We start from the raw sequence: 18,543 nt of genomic DNA, 5'->3' as shown, positions 1-18,543 counted from the left end.
CCACGTTGTGGCCCCGCAGGGGGGCCTCGCATCCCCTACGGGTTCTGTTCCCCCACCCCCTACGGCATCCCCCGCCGCCTCACGGCAACAGCCCGTGGGACGGGAACACCGCCCGACGGGTGGCCAGCACCGCCTGGTCGAGCCGGTCGGCCGGGTCGTAGCCGCCCTCGGCGAAGTCCCGCCACTGCGGAGTCCGCCCGTCCGTCATCCGGTACGGCGCCAACTGCCGCGTCCTGCGGAACACTTCGTGCCGCCACTCCTCCGGCACCGGCGACGTCGGGTCGATCGGCCGGTGCCCGGCGATCGCCGCCAGATGCGTCCAGCTGCGCGGCACCACCTCCACCACCGCGTAGCCGCCGCCCCCGAGCGCGACCCAGCGCCCGTCCGCGTACTCGTGCGCCAACGCGTGACAGGACTCGGCCACCGCCCGCTGCGCGTCCAGGCTCACCGCGAGATGTGCGAGCGGGTCCTCGAAATGGGTGTCGGCGCCGTGCTGGGTGACCAGGGCCTGGGGCCGGAACGCGGCCAGCAGCTCCGGCACCACGGCATGGAAGGCCCGCAACCAGCCCGCGTCGGCGGTCCCGGCCGGCAGCGCCACGTTCACCGCACTGCCCTCCGCGCCCTCCCCGCCGGTCTCCTCCGGCCAGCCGGTCTGCGGGAACAGCGTCCGCGGGTGCTCGTGCAACGAGATCGTCAGCACCCGCGGGTCCTCCCAGAACGCCGCCTGGACGCCGTCCCCGTGGTGCACGTCCACATCCACGTACGCCACGCGCTCGGCACCCAGTTCCAGCAGCCGGGCGATCGCCAGCGCCGCGTCGTTGTAGACGCAGAATCCGGACGCGCCGCCGGGCATCGCGTGGTGCAGCCCGCCCGCGAAGTTCACCGCGTGCTCCGCCTCACCGCGCCAGACGGCCTCCGCCGCCCCCACCGACTGCCCGGCGATCAGCGCCGACGCCTCGTGCATCCCGGGAAACGCCGGGTCGTCCTCAGTGCCCAGGCCGTATTCGAGGTCCGCGGACTCCGGATCGGCGGACGCCCGGCGGACCGCCTCGATGTAGTCCTCACGGTGCACCAGGCGCAGCGTGGAGTCGCCGGCCGGCTTGGCGGCCACCACCTCCAGCGGCCCCCGATGGAGCTCGTACGCCTCCACCAGACGCATCGTCAGGGCGAGTCGGACGGGGTCCATCGGATGCCCCGGCCCGAAGTTATAGCCCGTTACTGCCTCGTCCCACATCAGCTGTGCGCGGCCGCTCATGGTCGTCACCGTATCGGGCCGAGGACGACCCGAACGAGCGGGCGTACACCAATGTCACCAGGACCAGCGCCATCGGGACGAGCATCGCCCCGCGATAGCTCCAGGCGTCCCCCAGCCCGCCGACCAACGGGGAGCCGATCAGAAAGCCCACATAGTTGAAGATGTTCAGCCGCGCGATGGTCGGATCCGAAGCACCCGGACCATGGCGCTCGACCGCGTACCGCCCGGCCGCCGCGAAAGTCTGCGGCACGATGACGCACAACCCGAGCCCCAACAGGACGAATCCCGCCATCCCGACCCAGGCCCCCGGCGCCGCCGCCACCACCGCGAAGCCGACCGCCGCGGCCACGGTCCCGATCCGCACCACCGCGACCGGCCCGAAGCGCCGCACCCCCAGATCCCCCACGGTCCGCCCGAGCAGCGTCGTCACCATGTAGACGTTGTACGGGACCGTCGACAACTGCTCCGAGCTGCCCAGGACGTCCTTCAGATACTTCGCGCTCCAGTTGGAGACCGTCGAGTCGCCGATGTACGCGAACGCCATCACCAGGCACAGCGGCAACAGCAGCCTCATCGCGACCGGCGTCCCGCCCGCCGTCCCCCCGGCGTCCTCCGACCCGCCCCGGTCCTCGCCGTCCACGAACCACCGGCCGATGACCAGCACCAGCGGGACGGCCACCGCCACCACCGGCCCGTACAGCACCACCAGCGGCACTTCCCAGTGCGCCCCCGCCCAGGCCAGCGAGGCCCCCACGATCCCGCCCAGGCTGTACGCGGCGTGGAAGCCGAGCATGATGCTCCGCCCGTAGGCCCGTTGGAGACTCACCCCGAGCATGTTCATCGACGCGTCCAGGCCGCCCACGGTCAGCCCGAACACGGCCAGCGCCACCGCGGCCTGCGCCAGCGACCCGACCGCTCCGACCGCCAGCAGCGCCAGGCACACCACCGGCTGCACGGCGCGCAGCACGACGCTCGGCCGCACCCGCTTCACCAGGTGCTCGGTGCCGACGCTGCCGACGCCGGCGAGCACCGGAACGGCCGCCAGGAAGACCGGCAGCAGGCCGTCGGAGATGCCGTAGCGCGTCTGGATCGCCGGTATACGGGTCGCGAGCAGGGCGAAGACCGCCCCCTGGGCGAAGAAGCTGAGGGCGAGCGAGACCCGGCCACGGCGGAGCCGCGCTCCCGGTACCTGAGGGGGCGTCATGGCGGGTCAGCCTAGAACTCCGGGCTACCGCTGGGTAGATGGATCACTGCCCCAATTCCGCCTGGTGTACGGGAAGTTGGCGGACCGGCGGGCGGATACCGCCCCGCACCCGTCCTTACCGCACCAACTGCGGCAGCTCCGCCATATCGCTGAACAGCGCGGTGGCCCCGGCCTCCCTCAGCTTCGCCGCCGGCGTCATCGCCGTGAACCCGTACACGTCCATCCCCGCGGCCACCGCCGCCCGCACGCCCAACGGGCTGTCCTCGACCACCGCACACCGCCCGGGCACGACGCCCATTTCCTTCGCCGCGTGCAGAAACAGGTCGGGCGCCGGCTTCCCCCGCGCCACGTCCTGCGACGAGAAGACCCGCTCCGCACCGAACCGCTCGAACAGCCCGGTCTTCGTCAGCGCCACCCTGATCCGCTCATGGCTCCCCGACGAGCCGACGCAGTACGGCACGCCGTCCGCGGCCAGCTTCTCCAGGACCGCCTCCACGCCCGGCACCGGCTGCAGCCGCCGACGGAACTCGGCAAAGACCCGCGTGTGGAAACCGGTCTCGAAGTCCGTCGGCAGCGCACGCCCGGACTTCTCCCGCACCATGTCCCGCACCCGCTGCACCGACCCGCCCATGAAGTCACGCAGCGATTCCTCGTACGTGGTGGGGTGCCCCAGTTCGGTGAGATAGCCGGCGAGGATCCGGTTGGAGATCGGCTCGCTGTCGACCAGTACACCGTCATTGTCGAAAATGATCAGGTCGTAACGCATCAAACGAGCGTACCCAGCCCGCGGGAAGGACAACGCAAAGAAGCCCTGTTGGGAACCGAGGTTCCCAACAGGGCTTCTTCTAAAATTAGTTCGGCGGCGTCCTACTCTCCCACAGGGTCCCCCCTGCAGTACCATCGGCGCTGAAAGGCTTAGCTTCCGGGTTCGGAATGTAACCGGGCGTTTCCCTAACGCTATAACCACCGAAACACTATGAAACACTAAACAACCGTTGGTCTGTTCGTGGCTTCAGAACCAACACAGTGGACGCGAGCAACTGAGGACAAGCCCTCGGCCTATTAGTACCAGTCAACTCCACACCTTACGGCGCTTCCATATCTGGCCTATCAACCCAGTCATCTACTGGGAGCCTTACCCCATCAAGTGGGTGGGAGCCCTCATCTCGAAGCAGGCTTCCCGCTTAGATGCTTTCAGCGGTTATCCTTTCCGAACGTAGCCAACCAGCCATGCCCTTGGCAGAACAACTGGCACACCAGAGGTCCGTCCGTCCCGGTCCTCTCGTACTAGGGACAGCCCTTCTCAAGACTCCTACGCGCGCAGCGGATAGGGACCGAACTGTCTCACGACGTTCTAAACCCAGCTCGCGTACCGCTTTAATGGGCGAACAGCCCAACCCTTGGGACCGACTCCAGCCCCAGGATGCGACGAGCCGACATCGAGGTGCCAAACCATCCCGTCGATATGGACTCTTGGGGAAGATCAGCCTGTTATCCCCGGGGTACCTTTTATCCGTTGAGCGACGGCGCTTCCACAAGCCACCGCCGGATCACTAGTCCCTACTTTCGTACCTGCTCGACCCGTCAGTCTCACAGTCAAGCTCCCTTGTGCACTTACACTCAACACCTGATTACCAACCAGGCTGAGGGAACCTTTGGGCGCCTCCGTTACCCTTTAGGAGGCAACCGCCCCAGTTAAACTACCCACCAGACACTGTCCCTGATCCGGATCACGGACCCAGGTTAGACATCCAGCACGACCAGAGTGGTATTTCAACAACGACTCCACACCAACTGGCGTTGGCGCTTCAAAGTCTCCCACCTATCCTACACAAGCCGAACCGAACACCAATATCAAGCTATAGTAAAGGTCCCGGGGTCTTTCCGTCCTGCTGCGCGAAACGAGCATCTTTACTCGTAATGCAATTTCACCGGGCCTATGGTTGAGACAGTCGAGAAGTCGTTACGCCATTCGTGCAGGTCGGAACTTACCCGACAAGGAATTTCGCTACCTTAGGATGGTTATAGTTACCACCGCCGTTTACTGGCGCTTAAGTTCTCAGCTTCGCCCCACCGAAATGGAGCTAACCGGTCCCCTTAACGTTCCAGCACCGGGCAGGCGTCAGTCCGTATACATCGCCTTACGGCTTCGCACGGACCTGTGTTTTTAGTAAACAGTCGCTTCTCGCTGGTCTCTGCGGCCACCCCAGCTCAGACAGCAAATGTCATCACCAGAAATGGCCCCCCTTCTCCCGAAGTTACGGGGGCATTTTGCCGAGTTCCTTAACCATAGTTCACCCGAACGCCTCGGTATTCTCTACCTGACCACCTGAGTCGGTTTAGGGTACGGGCCGCCTTGAAACTCACTAGAGGCTTTTCTCGACAGCATAGGATCATCCACTTCACCACAATCGGCTCGGCATCAGGTCTCACCCTGCATGAGAGACGGATTTGCCTATCTCTCGGGCTACACCCTTACCCCGGGACAACCACCGCCCGGGCTGGACTACCTTCCTGCGTCACCCCATCGCTTACCTACTACAAGTCTGGTCCGTCGGCTCCACCACTCCCCTTCACCCGAAGGATCCAGGGCGGCTTCACGGACTTAGCATCGCCTGATTCAGTATTGGGCGCTTCAAAGCGGGTACCGGAATATCAACCGGTTGTCCATCGACTACGCCTGTCGGCCTCGCCTTAGGTCCCGACTTACCCTGGGCAGATCAGCTTGACCCAGGAACCCTTAGTCAATCGGCGCAAGAGTTTCCCACTCTTGTATCGCTACTCATGCCTGCATTCTCACTCGTGAACCGTCCACAACTCGTTTCCACGGCTGCTTCACCCGGCACACGACGCTCCCCTACCCATCACGATCCCCGTTGGGGGTAATATCGCAATGACACGACTTCGGCGGTGTACTTGAGCCCCGCTACATTGTCGGCGCGGAATCACTTGACCAGTGAGCTATTACGCACTCTTTCAAGGGTGGCTGCTTCTAAGCCAACCTCCTGGTTGTCTCTGCGACTCCACATCCTTTCCCACTTAGCACACGCTTAGGGGCCTTAGTCGATGCTCTGGGCTGTTTCCCTCTCGACCATGGAGCTTATCCCCCACAGTCTCACTGCCGCGCTCTCACTTACCGGCATTCGGAGTTTGGCTAAGGTCAGTAACCCGGTAGGGCCCATCGCCTATCCAGTGCTCTACCTCCGGCAAGAAACACACGACGCTGCACCTAAATGCATTTCGGGGAGAACCAGCTATCACGGAGTTTGATTGGCCTTTCACCCCTAACCACAGGTCATCCCCCAGGTTTTCAACCCTGGTGGGTTCGGTCCTCCACGAAGTCTTACCTCCGCTTCAACCTGCCCATGGCTAGATCACTCCGCTTCGGGTCTTGAGCATGCTACTCCAACGCCCTATTCGGACTCGCTTTCGCTACGGCTTCCCCACACGGGTTAACCTCGCAACATACCGCAAACTCGCAGGCTCATTCTTCAAAAGGCACGCAGTCACGACCACACAGCAAACTGCATGGCGACGCTCCCACGGCTTGTAGGCACACGGTTTCAGGTACTATTTCACTCCGCTCCCGCGGTACTTTTCACCATTCCCTCACGGTACTATCCGCTATCGGTCACCAGGGAATATTTAGGCTTAACGGGTGGTCCCGCCAGATTCACACGGGATTTCTCGGGCCCCGTGCTACTTGGGTGGCTCTCAAGCAAGCCGCTGACGTTTCAGCTACGGGGGTCTTACCCTCTACGCCGGACCTTTCGCATGTCCTTCGCCTACATCAACGGTTTCTGACTCACCGACCGGCCGGCAGACCGATCAAGAAAGCTCCCACAACCCCAACCACGCAACCCCTGCCGGGTATCACACGTGACTGGTTTAGCCTCATCCAGTTTCGCTCGCCACTACTCCCGGAATCACGGTTGTTTTCTCTTCCTGCGGGTACTGAGATGTTTCACTTCCCCGCGTTCCCTCCACACTGCCTATGTGTTCAGCAGCGGGTGACAGCCCATGACGACTGCCGGGTTTCCCCATTCGGACACCCCCGGATCAAAGCTCGGTTGACAGCTCCCCGGGGCCTATCGCGGCCTCCCACGTCCTTCATCGGTTCCTGGTGCCAAGGCATCCACCGTGCGCCCTTAAAAACTTGGCCACAGATGCTCGCGTCCACTGTGCAGTTCTCAAACAACGACCAGCCACCCGTCACACACCCACAAGAGGCGCTTCACCGGGGCCGGCATCGCGAAGGCTCAGACCATAAGTCCGCACCCTCAGATACCCAACAGCGTGCCCGACCAGTTCAACCCACAGTCCCGTGTTCCACGCCGAAGCAGTACTAACGAGCCATGACCCTGAACAGGCCGAGTAGTCAACGTTCCACCCATGAGCTAACCACCGTCGAACACTCGCCGACGTAGTGGCTCTGGACAATCTTGCGACTGCCTAGATGCTCCTTAGAAAGGAGGTGATCCAGCCGCACCTTCCGGTACGGCTACCTTGTTACGACTTCGTCCCAATCGCCAGTCCCACCTTCGACGATTCCCTCCCACAAGGGGTTGGGCCACCGGCTTCGGGTGTTACCGACTTTCGTGACGTGACGGGCGGTGTGTACAAGGCCCGGGAACGTATTCACCGCAGCAATGCTGATCTGCGATTACTAGCAACTCCGACTTCATGGGGTCGAGTTGCAGACCCCAATCCGAACTGAGACCGGCTTTTTGAGATTCGCTCCACCTCGCGGTATCGCAGCTCATTGTACCGGCCATTGTAGCACGTGTGCAGCCCAAGACATAAGGGGCATGATGACTTGACGTCGTCCCCACCTTCCTCCGAGTTGACCCCGGCAGTCTCCTGTGAGTCCCCATCACCCCGAAAGGCATGCTGGCAACACAGAACAAGGGTTGCGCTCGTTGCGGGACTTAACCCAACATCTCACGACACGAGCTGACGACAGCCATGCACCACCTGTACACCGACCACAAGGGGGACCGTGTCTCCACGGTTTTCCGGTGTATGTCAAGCCTTGGTAAGGTTCTTCGCGTTGCGTCGAATTAAGCCACATGCTCCGCTGCTTGTGCGGGCCCCCGTCAATTCCTTTGAGTTTTAGCCTTGCGGCCGTACTCCCCAGGCGGGGAACTTAATGCGTTAGCTGCGGCACGGACGACGTGGAATGTCGCCCACACCTAGTTCCCAACGTTTACGGCGTGGACTACCAGGGTATCTAATCCTGTTCGCTCCCCACGCTTTCGCTCCTCAGCGTCAGTATCGGCCCAGAGATCCGCCTTCGCCACCGGTGTTCCTCCTGATATCTGCGCATTTCACCGCTACACCAGGAATTCCGATCTCCCCTACCGAACTCTAGCCTGCCCGTATCGAATGCAGACCCGGGGTTAAGCCCCGGGCTTTCACATCCGACGTGACAAGCCGCCTACGAGCTCTTTACGCCCAATAATTCCGGACAACGCTCGCGCCCTACGTATTACCGCGGCTGCTGGCACGTAGTTAGCCGGCGCTTCTTCTGCAGGTACCGTCACTCTCGCTTCTTCCCTGCTGAAAGAGGTTTACAACCCGAAGGCCGTCATCCCTCACGCGGCGTCGCTGCATCAGGCTTTCGCCCATTGTGCAATATTCCCCACTGCTGCCTCCCGTAGGAGTCTGGGCCGTGTCTCAGTCCCAGTGTGGCCGGTCGCCCTCTCAGGCCGGCTACCCGTCGTCGCCTTGGTGAGCCACTACCTCACCAACAAGCTGATAGGCCGCGGGCTCATCCTTCACCGCCGGAGCTTTCCACACGGAGATCATGCGACCCCGTGTCATATCCGGTATTAGACCCCGTTTCCAGGGCTTGTCCCAGAGTGAAGGGCAGATTGCCCACGTGTTACTCACCCGTTCGCCACTAATCCCCGACCGAAGCCGGTTCATCGTTCGACTTGCATGTGTTAAGCACGCCGCCAGCGTTCGTCCTGAGCCAGGATCAAACTCTCCGTGAATGCTTACCGGTAATCCGGTATCAACACTCGCGTTGAGCGGAACCACAAGGAGGAATAATCCTCGCGGTTCACAGCGTCCTCGCTGTGCGCCTCCCAAAGCTATTGGAAGGACTTTTCAAAGGAACCTCATCTCCATGATGGAGACGGGGTATCAACATATCTGGCGTTGACTTTTGGCACGCTGTTGAGTTCTCAAGGAACGGACGCTTCCTTTGGATTCCCTCTCGGGCTTCCTCCGGGCGCTTCCCTTCGGTCTTGCGTCTCCGACTCTATCAGATCCTTTCGGCTCCGATTTTCGCCGGTGCGATTCGGCCTTTCGGCTTCCTCGCGGTTCCAACCTTACCAGATCCGTTTCCGTCTCTGGCCCCCTGTTGGAGTGGGGTCCGGCCGCTTCGCTTTCGCTTTTCGGCCTTTCCGACTTTATCAGATCTTCTTTCCGTTCCGGCCCGCTTCTCAGCGAGTTGCGGTCGGTTCGAATTTCGATCCGATTCCCCGTCGGCGGGGTGTTCACTACGTTAGCGGAATTCCTCGCTGACGCCTAATCAGGCGCCCGGAATGAATTTCGAAATGCGAAATTCGCTCCCGTTGAGGGGCCGTGCAGTAGTGGGTTGCCGCGAAGCGGCGGGATGGCTGCCGCAGAACCGTTCCGGCTCGTTGGCAACTCGGAGAACACTACGGATCGGGGAGGGGCGTGTCAAACCCGGTCAGTCGAGGTCGCTCAGGCGGCCCTCGGCGTCGGGTTGGGCCTCCTCGACACGGCGCAGCAGCCGGGTCAACGCATCGCCGAGGATGCGGCGTTGCTCGCCGGAGAGGTCCTGGAGGAGATCCTCCTCGAAGACCGATGCCATGCGCATGGCCTCCAGCCACTTCTCGCGGCCCTCGTGGGTCAGCTCGACGATCACTCGGACGCGGTTGGTCTCGTCGCGCTCGCGGGTGACCAGACCCTCGCTCGCCATGCGGTCGATGCGGTGGGTCATGGCGGCCGGCGTGAGACCGAGGCGCTTGGCGAGTTCGCCGGGGCCCATGCGGTAGGGCGCGCCGGAGACGACGAGGGCCTTGAGGACCTCCCATTCGGCGTTGCTGATGCCGAGGGTGGCGGTCTGGCGTCCGTAGGCGACGTTCATCCGCCGGTTGAGGCGCTGAAGTGCGGAGACAACCTGCTCCACCTGGGGGTCGAGGTCCCGGAACTCGCGCTGGTAGGCCGCGATCTGTTCCTCAAGGCTCGGCTCGGAGTGACCGGCGGGCGCATCTGAGGGCTCTGGCATGCGGCGCAGTATGGCACGAAAGTCATTGGCGTTGAAGTTCTTCGTCATGTAGTCTTTAGCTTCGAACTTTAGAGTCGAAGTCTTGAGGGTGTGACTGTCCGGTCTTGGACGCCCCGGGTGTCGTGGACGCCGGGGACGCCGTGGACACCGCCTCGACTCGGCCCGGGGGTTCCTGACTCGTATCCGTCTTTTGTGACCTGACCTAGGTAGGTGAGTGTGACCACCGCGATGGGCGCCGCGCTGCGCCGGATCCAGCTGGGGAACGCGCTGAGCGCGTTCGGCAGCGGCTTCACCGTGCCGTATCTGTACGTCTACGTGGCGAACGTGCGGCATCTCGGTGCGAATACGGCCGGTGCGGTGCTGGCGATGCTGGCGATCTCGGCACTGATCGTGCTGCCGCTGACCGGACGGGTCATCGACCGGCGGGGGCCGCTCCCGGTGGCCGTCATCGGTACGGTCTCGGCCGCCGTCGGTTCGCTGGGGATCGGGCTGTCGGCCACCGAGCCGATGGTCATCGCGTCGGCGGTGGCGCTGGGGGCCGGTATCGCGGTGATCCAGCCGGCGCTCGCCACGATGATCGTGTGGTGCTCGACGACGGTGACCCGGTCGCGGGCGTTCGCCACCCAGTTCTTCCTGAACAACCTGGGGCTCGGCATAGGCGGCCTGGTCGGCGGTCAGCTGGTGGACGAGACGCACGCGTCGAGCTTTGTGCGGCTGTTCGCGATCGAGGCCGTGATGTTCCTGGTGCTGGGCGCGGCGATCGCGACCGTACGGCTGCCGCGGGCGCCGAAGGTCGAGGACGCGGTGCCGACGGAGGAGCGGGCCAAGGGCGCCTGGCGGGTGCTGTTCGGCGACCGGCGAATGGTGTGGCTGTGCGTACTGGGCTTCGTGCTGTTCTTCGCCTGCTACGGGCAGTTCGAGTCGGGGCTGGCGGCGTACGCCACGGAGGTGACCCGGATCGCGCCGGCGACGCTGGGCATCGCCCTGGCGGCCAACACGGCGGCGATCGTGGTGGCGCAGTTCGTGGTCCTGAAGCTCGTCGAGCGGCGGCGTCGGAGCCGGGTGATGGCGCTGGTGGGCGTGATCTGGACGGTGGCGTGGCTGGCCGCCGGACTGTCCGGGCTGGTGCACGGGAGCCAGGTGGTGGCGACCGTCCTGTTGATCTCCACGTATGCGCTGTTCGGCGTCGGGGAGTCGCTGCTGGCGCCGACCGTGGCGCCGCTGGTGGCGGATCTGGCGCCGGCCTCGCTGATCGGCCAGTACAACTCTGCGTTCGCGCTGGTCAAGCAGTTGGCGCTGGCGGTCGGGCCGGCCGTGGGGGCGCTGATGGTCGGGCACGGGATGCATGTCGCGTACATCGCGATGCTGGTGGCGTGCGCGGTCGGGATCTCGGTGCTGGCGCTGCGGCTGGGGCGGATGCTGACCCCGGCCCAGGACCAGCCGCACCGGGTGGCGGCCCTGCCCGCGCAGCGGGTGGAGGCCGAGCCGGTGGCCGCGGGCGTGTGAGAGGCGGTCCGGGGGCGGCGCCCGCTGTTGGCGCGGCGCCGCCCTCGGGTGGCGGCGACCTAGCCCCTGGGCAGGGCGAATTCGCACCAGACGGCCTTGCCGCCGCCCGGGGTGCGGCGGGAGCCCCAGGAGGAGGCGATGGTGGCGACGATGGAGATGCCGCGGCCGGTCTCGTCCACGGGCTCGGCCCGTCGGCGGCGGGGCAGGTGGTCGTCGCCGTCGGTGACCTCGATGATCAGGCGGCGGTCGGTGCGGCGCAGCCGTAGGCGCATCGGCGGGGTGCCGTGCTGGAGGGAGTTGGCGACGAGTTCGCTGGCGGCCAGGACACCGAGGTCGTGGAGTTCCGGGGAGAAGCGCCAGGAGGCGAGGACGCCGGAGGCGAAGGCGCGGGCGCGCGGTGCCGCCTCGGTGCCGCCGTGGAGTTCGAGGGCGGCGTTGTGGAACAGCTCGGCGTCGTGGCCCGTACGGACCGGGTTCTGGATGACGAGGATGGCGACGTCGTCGTCGTGCGCGGCGGTGATGCCCAGGGAGCGCAGCAGCCGGTCGCAGACGATGTCGGGGGTGCCGGTGGAGCCGGCGAAAGCGCGCTCCAGGGCGGCGACGCCCTCGTCGATGTCCTTGTCCCGGCGTTCGACGAGGCCGTCGGTATAGAGGACGGCGCTGCTGCCGGCGCCTAGCGGGACGGAGCCGGAGGTGTGCAGCCAGCCGCCGGTGCCCAGCGGCGGGCCGGTCGGTTCGGCGGCGCGGCGGATGGTGCCGTCGGCGTCCCGGACGAGCATCGGCAGATGGCCGGCCGAGGCGTAGACCAGGCGGCCCTCGTTGGGGTCGTGGACGGCGTAGACGCAGGTGGCGATCTGGCTGGCGTCGATCTCGGCGGCCAGGCCGTCGAGGAGTTGGAGGACCTCGTGGGGCGGGAGGTCCAGGCGGGCGTAGGCGCGGACCGCGGTGCGGAGCTGGCCCATGACGGCGGCGGCGCGCACCCCGCGGCCCATGACGTCGCCGATGACCAGGGCCGTCCGGCCGGCGCCGAGGGTGATGACGTCGTACCAGTCGCCGCCGACCGCGGCGTCCGTGCCGCCGGGTTGGTAGGTGGCGGCGACCCGCAGGTCGTCGGGCTGTTCCAGTTCCTGGGGCAGCAGTGAGCGCTGGAGGGTGACCGCGGCGGCGCGCTGGCGGGCCTCGCTGGCGCGGAGCCGTTCGGCGGACTCGATCTGGTCGGTGACCTCGGCGCCGAAGACCAGGACGCCCTTGTGCGGGGCGACGCAGGCGACCTCGGGGTCGGGGGCCGGGCCGCTGGCGGCGACCTCGATGGGGGTGCAGGTGAAGGTGTAGTAGCCCTCGCGGGTGCGGTCGCCGCCGGCGCCGGCCGGGACCTTGCGGGACTTGACGGTGCGGGGTTTGCCGCTGCGCAGGACCTGGTCCATCAGGGGCAGCAGGCCCAGTTCGCCGAGTTCGGGGAGGGCCTCGCGGGCGGTGTGGCCGGCCGGGCGGGGGCCGAAGACGCCGGCGTAGGCGCTGTTGACGTAGGCGATGCGGTGCTCGGGGCCGTAGACGACGGCGACCAGGGCGGGGATGGTGCCGAGGATGTCGTGGACGGAGAGCGCGTCGACGGTGGGGGGCGCGGTGGGCGGCGGGGCGTCCTCGCCGGGGCCCTCGGCGCGGGCGGCGGGGACGGTGCCGGAGGGGTCGTCGGTGGGCGCGGCGGAGTGCGCCGTGGGCCCCGACGGGGCGGACGGCGTGGCGGCGCGGTCGGACCGGGCGGCGGTGCGCCGCTGCGTGCCGGGGAATTTGGCGCTCCAGCGCGTGAAGATCACGGAGGGATACCTCTTACTTCGCGTCGTCGCGCGGGGTCGGGCCATCGGCGTGGGGGCGGGCCCCGTGGTGGGGCGGAGGGCACGATCGGCACCCTCTGGCGGAATGCAGCAAACGTCCTGAATCCTCGTGATTGTCACTCTTCGCAGATACGAGCCCACCCATGGTCACACGTCCAGTGTGGCCGACCGGACGGTCATCCGTCAGACGCCGGACGTCGAGGCGTAGTTCCCGGCCCGGGGGCGGTCGGCCCGGGCCGTCCGGGCGGCCGGTCAACGTCCCTGGTGGGGCGGCCGGTCAGCTGGTTTCGTTGTGCCGGCCGGTGCCCGCGGCGAGTTCGAATTCGGCGCGCGGGTTCTCCAGCGAGCCGAGCGAGACGATCTCGCGTTTGAACAGACCCGCGAGGATCCATTCGGCGAGGATCCGGGCCTTGCGGTTGAAGGTGGGCACCCGGCTGAGGTGGTAGGCGCGGTGCATGAACCACGCCGGGTAGCCCTTGAGCTTGCGGCCGTAGACCTGGGCGACGCCCTGGTGCAGGCCGAGCGAGGCCACCGAACCGACGTACTTGTGCGCGTAGTTGTGGATCTCGCCGCCGCGCAGGGCCGCGGTGAGGTTCTCGGCCAGCACCTTGGTCTGGCGGACGGCGTGCTGGGCGTTGGGGGCGCAGACGGCGCGCGGCGCGTCGGGGGTGGCGGGCGGCGGGGCCGTCAGGTCCGGGACGGCGGCCGCGTCCCCGGCTGCCCAGGCGTGTTCCACGCCGTCCACCTGGAGCGCGGCGGTGCACTTGAGGCGGCCGTGGTCGGTCAGCGGGAGTTTGCTCGCGGCCACGATGGGGTGCGGTTTGACGCCGGCGGTCCACACGAGCGTCCTGGCGGGGAAGCGGGAGCCGTCGCTGAGCCGGACGATGCGCTTCTCGCAGGACTCCAGGCGGGTCTGCAGGCGGACGTCGATGTTGCGGGCGCGCAGTTCGCGGACGGTGTAGCCGCCCATGTCGGGGCCGACCTCGGGCAGGATCCGGTCGGTCGCCTCGACCAGGACCCACTTCATGTCCTCGGGCCCGACGTTGTGGTAGTAGCGGACGGCGTAGCGGGCCATGTCCTCCAGTTCGGCCAGCGCTTCCACGCCCGCGTAGCCGCCGCCGACGAAGACGAAGGTCAGCGCCGCGTCGCGGATCGCGGGGTCGCGGGTGGAGGAGGCGATGTCGAGCTGTTCGAGGACGTGGTTGCGCAGTCCGATGGCCTCCTCGACCGTCTTGAATCCGATGCCGACGTCGGCCAGTCCGGGGACGGGGAGGGTGCGCGAGACCGATCCCGGCGCGAGGACCAGTTCGTCGTAGGCCACGGTGAGGGCGCCGGCGCCGGCGTGCTCCGTGGCCAGGGTGGCGATGGCCGCCTTGCGCTTCTCGTGGTCGATCTCGGTGACCTCGCCGATGACGACCGTGCAGTGTGGCAGGACGCGGCGCAGCGGGACGACGACGTGGCGCGGGGAGATGGAGCCGGCGGCGGCCTCCGGCAGGAACGGCTGGTACGTCATATAGGGCTCGGGATCGACGACGACGATCTCGACCGTGCCCTGCCGCAGCTCCTGTTTCAGCGTCCGCTGCAGCCGCAGGGCCGTGTACATCCCCACATAGCCACCGCCCACCACGAGAATGCGCGCCACGGCGTCCGAATGCTCCGAAGACACAGTCTTCACAGAGGTTCTCCTCGCGGTGTCGACCAGGCCGGGGCGCCACCGAGCGGGTGGCCAGGCCGGCGCGCGGCCACCTTCGGGCGCTGTGCCCCCGGACAGCACAGCACTGTTCCATGACGCACCGCCGGGACGGCTTTGTCCACAGGCCGGTCGAAAAGTATGTCCGGTACGAGGCACGGTGCGGAGCGGGACATTCCGGCTGAGCGGGGCGAAGTACGCTGGTCAGGCGGAGTTCGGCGCGAGGTGAGCGGAAGGACGAGCAGGACGGATCGGGTCCATTGGGCCGAACGGGGGGCACGGCGTACGGAGCGCCCCCTTCAATCTTGACGCGGGCTCAACTATGTTCGTATGTCGTTGGGGTGCACCCTCTTGTCGGGTCGCCCCGACCGTCAGGGCGGGGAGTCTCCGGGGGGAGACGTCATTACCGGGGGATCACTTATGCACATTCAGGGCTCTCAATGGTCGGCGGCGGCCACGATGACCGCTGCCGCTTCCGACGGTGTCAACGGCGCCGGCGGCAACGGAACGGGCGCGGCGACCGGCCTCAACGGCCGGAGCACACCCCTGCGGGTCGATGCCCAGCGCAATCTGGAGCACGTGCTGCGGGCGGCCCGCGAGGTCTTCGGCGAACTGGGGTACGGCGCGCCGATGGAGGACGTGGCGCGGCGCGCCCGGGTCGGGGTCGGGACGGTCTACCGCCGTTTCCCGAGCAAGGACGTTCTGGTCCGGCGGATAGCCGAGGAGGAGACCTCCCGGCTGACCGAGCAGGCACGGGCCGCACTGGGCCAGGAGGACGATCCGTGGTCGGCGCTGGCGCGGTTCCTGCGCACGTCGGTCGCCTCGGGCGCCGGGCGGCTGCTGCCGCCGGGCATCCTGCGGGTCGGCGCGAGCGAGGAGCGGGCGGACGGCGCGGCCGAGCCGCGGGTGCCGGAGGGCGGCACCGAGGCCCGGGTACCGCTGCAGCGGATGGCGCCCGGCGAGGCGGACGGGCCGCGAAGCGGCCCCGAGGCCGAGGAGACGCCCGGCGGGCAGGCGCTGCTGGACGTCGTCGGACGGCTGGTGGAGCGGGCCCGGACGGCAGGTGCGCTGCGGACCGATGTCACGGTCTCCGACGTGCTGCTCGTCATCGCCACGGGTGCGCCCGCGCTGCCCGATCCCGGGCAGCAGCAGGCGGCCTCCGCCCGGCTGCTGGAGATCCTGCTGGAAGGGCTGCGGTCGCGTCCCACGACATGAGGCGCGGCGGCCGGCTCCATGACTGCGGGCGGGGCACGAACCGCCCCCGTGGAGCCGGCGGCGGCACCGGGAGGCCCCGAGTGCGGGGCGTCCCGGTGAGCCGCCGGCATCCCTGCGATGCGGCGGCCCCGACCGGTGCGGGGCGCCCCGTGCGGGTGCACGCCAGTGCGGGCGCCCCGGATGAGTGGTTGCCCACCGGGGCCCTGAAGCCCGGGCCAGGGGTGTGGCACGCTTGCGCGGTGTTGCGGTGCGACGGGTTCGGGAGCCTCGGCGATGGGTGTTGACGGGCGGGACGAGCGGCGTGGCGAGACCACGGGACGCCCGTCGGAACAGGTGCCGGGCCGGACCGGGCCGCCGGGGGCGACGCCCCCGCTCGGCGGCGTGGAGGACGCCGGGCCCAGCGTGCCGGCGCAGCGCAGGCGCTCCCGGCACGGCGGGATGCCGTCGGAGGAGCCGGTGGGGGTGCCCGGCGAGCGCGCGGACGCGGATCTGCCGCCGTCCGACGCCGAGCTGGTCGCCGCGATGCGGGCCGGTGACGACAGCGCCTACGAGGAGCTGTACCGCCGGCACGCCGAGGCGGTGCGCCGGTATGCGCGCGGCTGCTGCCGGGACGCCCACACCGCCGAGGATCTGACCGGTGAGGTCTTCGCGCGCACCCTGCAGGCGGTGCGCGGCGGGGCGGGGCCGGACTCCGCGGTGCGCGCGTATCTGCTGACGACCGTGCGGCGGGTCGCCGCGGCCTGGGCGAGGACCGCCCGGCGGGAGCAGTTGGTCGAGGACTTCGCGGTGTTCGCGGTGTCGGCGGCCGGGTCGTCCCTGGACGACAACACGCTGGATCTGGGCGCGGACGTCCGGGCGATGCACGAGGCCGAGCAGACCATGGCGGTGCGGGCGTTCCGCAGTCTGCCGGAGCGGTATCAGACCGTGCTGTGGCACACCACCATCGAGGACGAGTCGCCGAGCGAGGTCGCACCGCTGCTCGGGCTGACCGCCAACGCCACCGCCGTGCTGGCCCACCGCGCCCGGGAAGGGCTCAAGCAGGCGTATCTGCAGGCGCATGTGAGCCAGTCGCTGACCGCGGGCGGCGACTGCGCGCGCTATGCCGACCGGCTCGGCGCGTACGCCCGGGGCGGATTGCGGATGCGGGCTGAGCGGGGGCTGCGCAAGCACCTGGAGGAGTGCGCCCGGTGCCGCGGGGCCGCGCTGGAGGTCGTCGACCTCAACCAGCGGATCGGGGCGGTGCTGCCGGTGGCGGTCGTCGGCTGGTTCGCGGCCGGGTACGCCGTCAAAGGTGCCGCCGCGGTGGCCGGGATCGCCGGCGCCGGGGCCGCGGCGGGTGCCGGGGTGGCCGCGGCCGCCGCGGGGTCCGGTTCCGGTACGGCGGGCGGCGCCGGCGGCGGGGCGGCCGTGGGCGAGGGGCTGGCCGCGCCGGTGAAGATCGGTATCGGGGCGGGGCTGGTGGTCGCGGCGGGGGCGGCGCTGGCGTTCGCGCTGGCCGGGTCGCCGCAGCCGGCCCCGCGGGCGCAACCGCACCGGCCGGCGCCGGTCGCGCCGCCCGTGCCGGCCCCGCCGCCGTCGCACACCCCCCGGCCGCCGGTGGGCGCGCCGGTCACCGAGCCGACCCCGTCCCGCACGCCGGCGCCCACCCCGGCGCCGTCCGAGCCCACCCCGACGCCGACACCGACACCGACGCCGACCCCGGCACCGCCGAAGCCGACGCCGACTCCAACTCCGACGCCCACTCCCACACCCACCCCGACCCCGACACCGACGCCCACCCCGACGCCCACTCCCACGCCGCCGACGACGGCATATCAGGTCAGCGCGTTGGCATACGACTTCATGGGGGACGGCAGCAAGCCGGAAGTACGGGCCCTCGACAGCGGCTGGCTGTGGAAGCGGTACCGCCCGAGCGTCGGCGGTACCGCCTATCCCCACGGGGTGAGCGTGCACGCCTCGTCCTCGGTGGTCATCGATCTCAACCGGCAGTGCACGGCGTACGACGCGATGGCCGGCGTGGACGACCTCAGCCTGGGCCTGGGCGCGCTGCGCTTCTCGGTGTACGGGGACGGGGTGCGGCTGTGGCGGTCGCCGGTCCTGCGCGGCGGGGAGTCGGCGGTGCCGGTGCACGTCCCGTTGGCCGGGCGCAAGACGCTGCGCCTGGTGGTCGAGCCGGAGAGCGCGGGCGATCTGTTGGCGCTGGGGGACTGGGCGCGGTCGCAGATCAGTTGTCGGTGAGTTGGTCGCCGCCGGTGGGGCGGGATCGCGCCGGAGGGCGGGCGGGACGGCGTACCCCGTTCGTCGGCACCGTGACGGACTGACCCGGTCGTCGGCGCGGCGGCGGATCCCGTCAGGGCTCGGCGGGCGCTGCGGGCGGTCAGGACGGGTGGGGTGCCGGGGTCGTACGGGGCGCAGGGCGGGCGGCGTGATCGGCGGTGTGATCGCCCGCGTGCGCGCCGCTTCCCCGGCGCGCGGGGCCTCGGGTGCGCCGTGGGTCGCGCCGTTCTGCTGGGCGCACCGGGACGCGGTCGTGCGCCGGACGTCCGCCCCGTGGAGAACGGGCGGCCGGGGGTGCCGGCG

At 68.2% G+C, this 18,543-nt stretch carries 9 protein-coding genes and 3 rRNA genes; 3 read left to right on the top strand and 9 right to left on the bottom strand.

Annotated features, from left to right (window positions below):
• Nucleotides 1-79: 79 nt before the first annotated feature.
• From MOV08_RS22845 to MOV08_RS22815, 7 genes are all read right to left on the bottom strand, one after another.
• Nucleotides 80-1,255, bottom strand: a complete 1,176-nt coding sequence (locus tag MOV08_RS22845) for an acetoin utilization protein AcuC (protein ID WP_039635088.1) — start codon at nt 1,253-1,255, stop codon at nt 80-82.
• Nucleotides 1,206-2,459, bottom strand: coding sequence for an MFS transporter (locus MOV08_RS22840; RefSeq protein WP_275308690.1), 1,254 nt, complete (start codon nt 2,457-2,459; stop codon nt 1,206-1,208). Before MOV08_RS22840 ends, MOV08_RS22845 begins: the two co-directional genes overlap by 50 nt.
• A gap of 115 nt (nt 2,460-2,574) precedes the next feature.
• The gene (locus MOV08_RS22835; protein WP_275308689.1) at nt 2,575-3,225 is read right to left on the bottom strand and encodes an HAD family hydrolase; all 651 of its coding nucleotides are present in this window, start codon (nt 3,223-3,225) and stop codon (nt 2,575-2,577) included.
• 88 nt (nt 3,226-3,313) lie between these two features.
• Nucleotides 3,314-3,430: ribosomal RNA gene (gene rrf / locus MOV08_RS22830) — 5S ribosomal RNA — on the bottom strand.
• Between the two features lie 71 nt (nt 3,431-3,501).
• A 23S ribosomal RNA gene (locus MOV08_RS22825) occupies nt 3,502-6,621 on the bottom strand.
• A gap of 305 nt (nt 6,622-6,926) precedes the next feature.
• Nucleotides 6,927-8,455, bottom strand: a 16S ribosomal RNA gene (locus MOV08_RS22820).
• Together the 16S, 23S and 5S rRNA genes form the textbook arrangement of a ribosomal RNA operon.
• 704 nt (nt 8,456-9,159) lie before the next feature.
• Nucleotides 9,160-9,720, bottom strand: coding sequence for a MarR family winged helix-turn-helix transcriptional regulator (locus tag MOV08_RS22815; RefSeq protein ID WP_039641345.1), 561 nt, complete (start codon nt 9,718-9,720; stop codon nt 9,160-9,162).
• A 216-nt stretch (nt 9,721-9,936) separates the two neighbouring features.
• On the opposite strand from MOV08_RS22815, the gene MOV08_RS22810 reads away from it, so the two are divergent.
• On the top strand, nt 9,937-11,226 hold the full coding sequence (locus tag MOV08_RS22810) for an MFS transporter (protein ID WP_275311858.1): 1,290 nt from the start codon (nt 9,937-9,939) through the stop codon (nt 11,224-11,226).
• 59 nt (nt 11,227-11,285) lie between these two features.
• Here MOV08_RS22810 and MOV08_RS22805 read toward each other — a convergent pair whose 3' ends face one another.
• Together MOV08_RS22805 and MOV08_RS22800 are read right to left on the bottom strand one after the other, a co-directional pair.
• A complete protein-coding gene (locus MOV08_RS22805; RefSeq protein WP_275308688.1) occupies nt 11,286-13,040 on the bottom strand; it encodes a SpoIIE family protein phosphatase in 1,755 nt (584 codons plus the stop codon).
• Between the two features lie 295 nt (nt 13,041-13,335).
• Nucleotides 13,336-14,661 carry an NAD(P)/FAD-dependent oxidoreductase gene (locus MOV08_RS22800; protein ID WP_275311857.1) on the bottom strand — a complete coding sequence of 442 codons (1,326 nt, stop codon included), beginning with the start codon at nt 14,659-14,661 and terminating at the stop codon, nt 13,336-13,338.
• Between the two features lie 507 nt (nt 14,662-15,168).
• Between MOV08_RS22800 and MOV08_RS22795 the strand changes: the two genes are divergently transcribed.
• Entirely contained in the window at nt 15,169-15,963 is a 795-nt protein-coding gene (locus MOV08_RS22795) for a TetR/AcrR family transcriptional regulator (RefSeq protein ID WP_275308687.1), read from the top strand.
• Between the two features lie 273 nt (nt 15,964-16,236).
• Nucleotides 16,237-18,201, top strand: coding sequence for a sigma-70 family RNA polymerase sigma factor (locus MOV08_RS22790; protein WP_420834200.1), 1,965 nt, complete (start codon nt 16,237-16,239; stop codon nt 18,199-18,201).
• Nucleotides 18,202-18,543 lie beyond the last annotated feature (342 nt).

Source organism: Streptomyces yunnanensis (assembly GCF_029011865.1).
Lineage (GTDB): Bacteria > Actinomycetota > Actinomycetes > Streptomycetales > Streptomycetaceae > Streptomyces > Streptomyces yunnanensis.
This window is presented reverse-complemented; position numbering and strand designations above follow the sequence as displayed.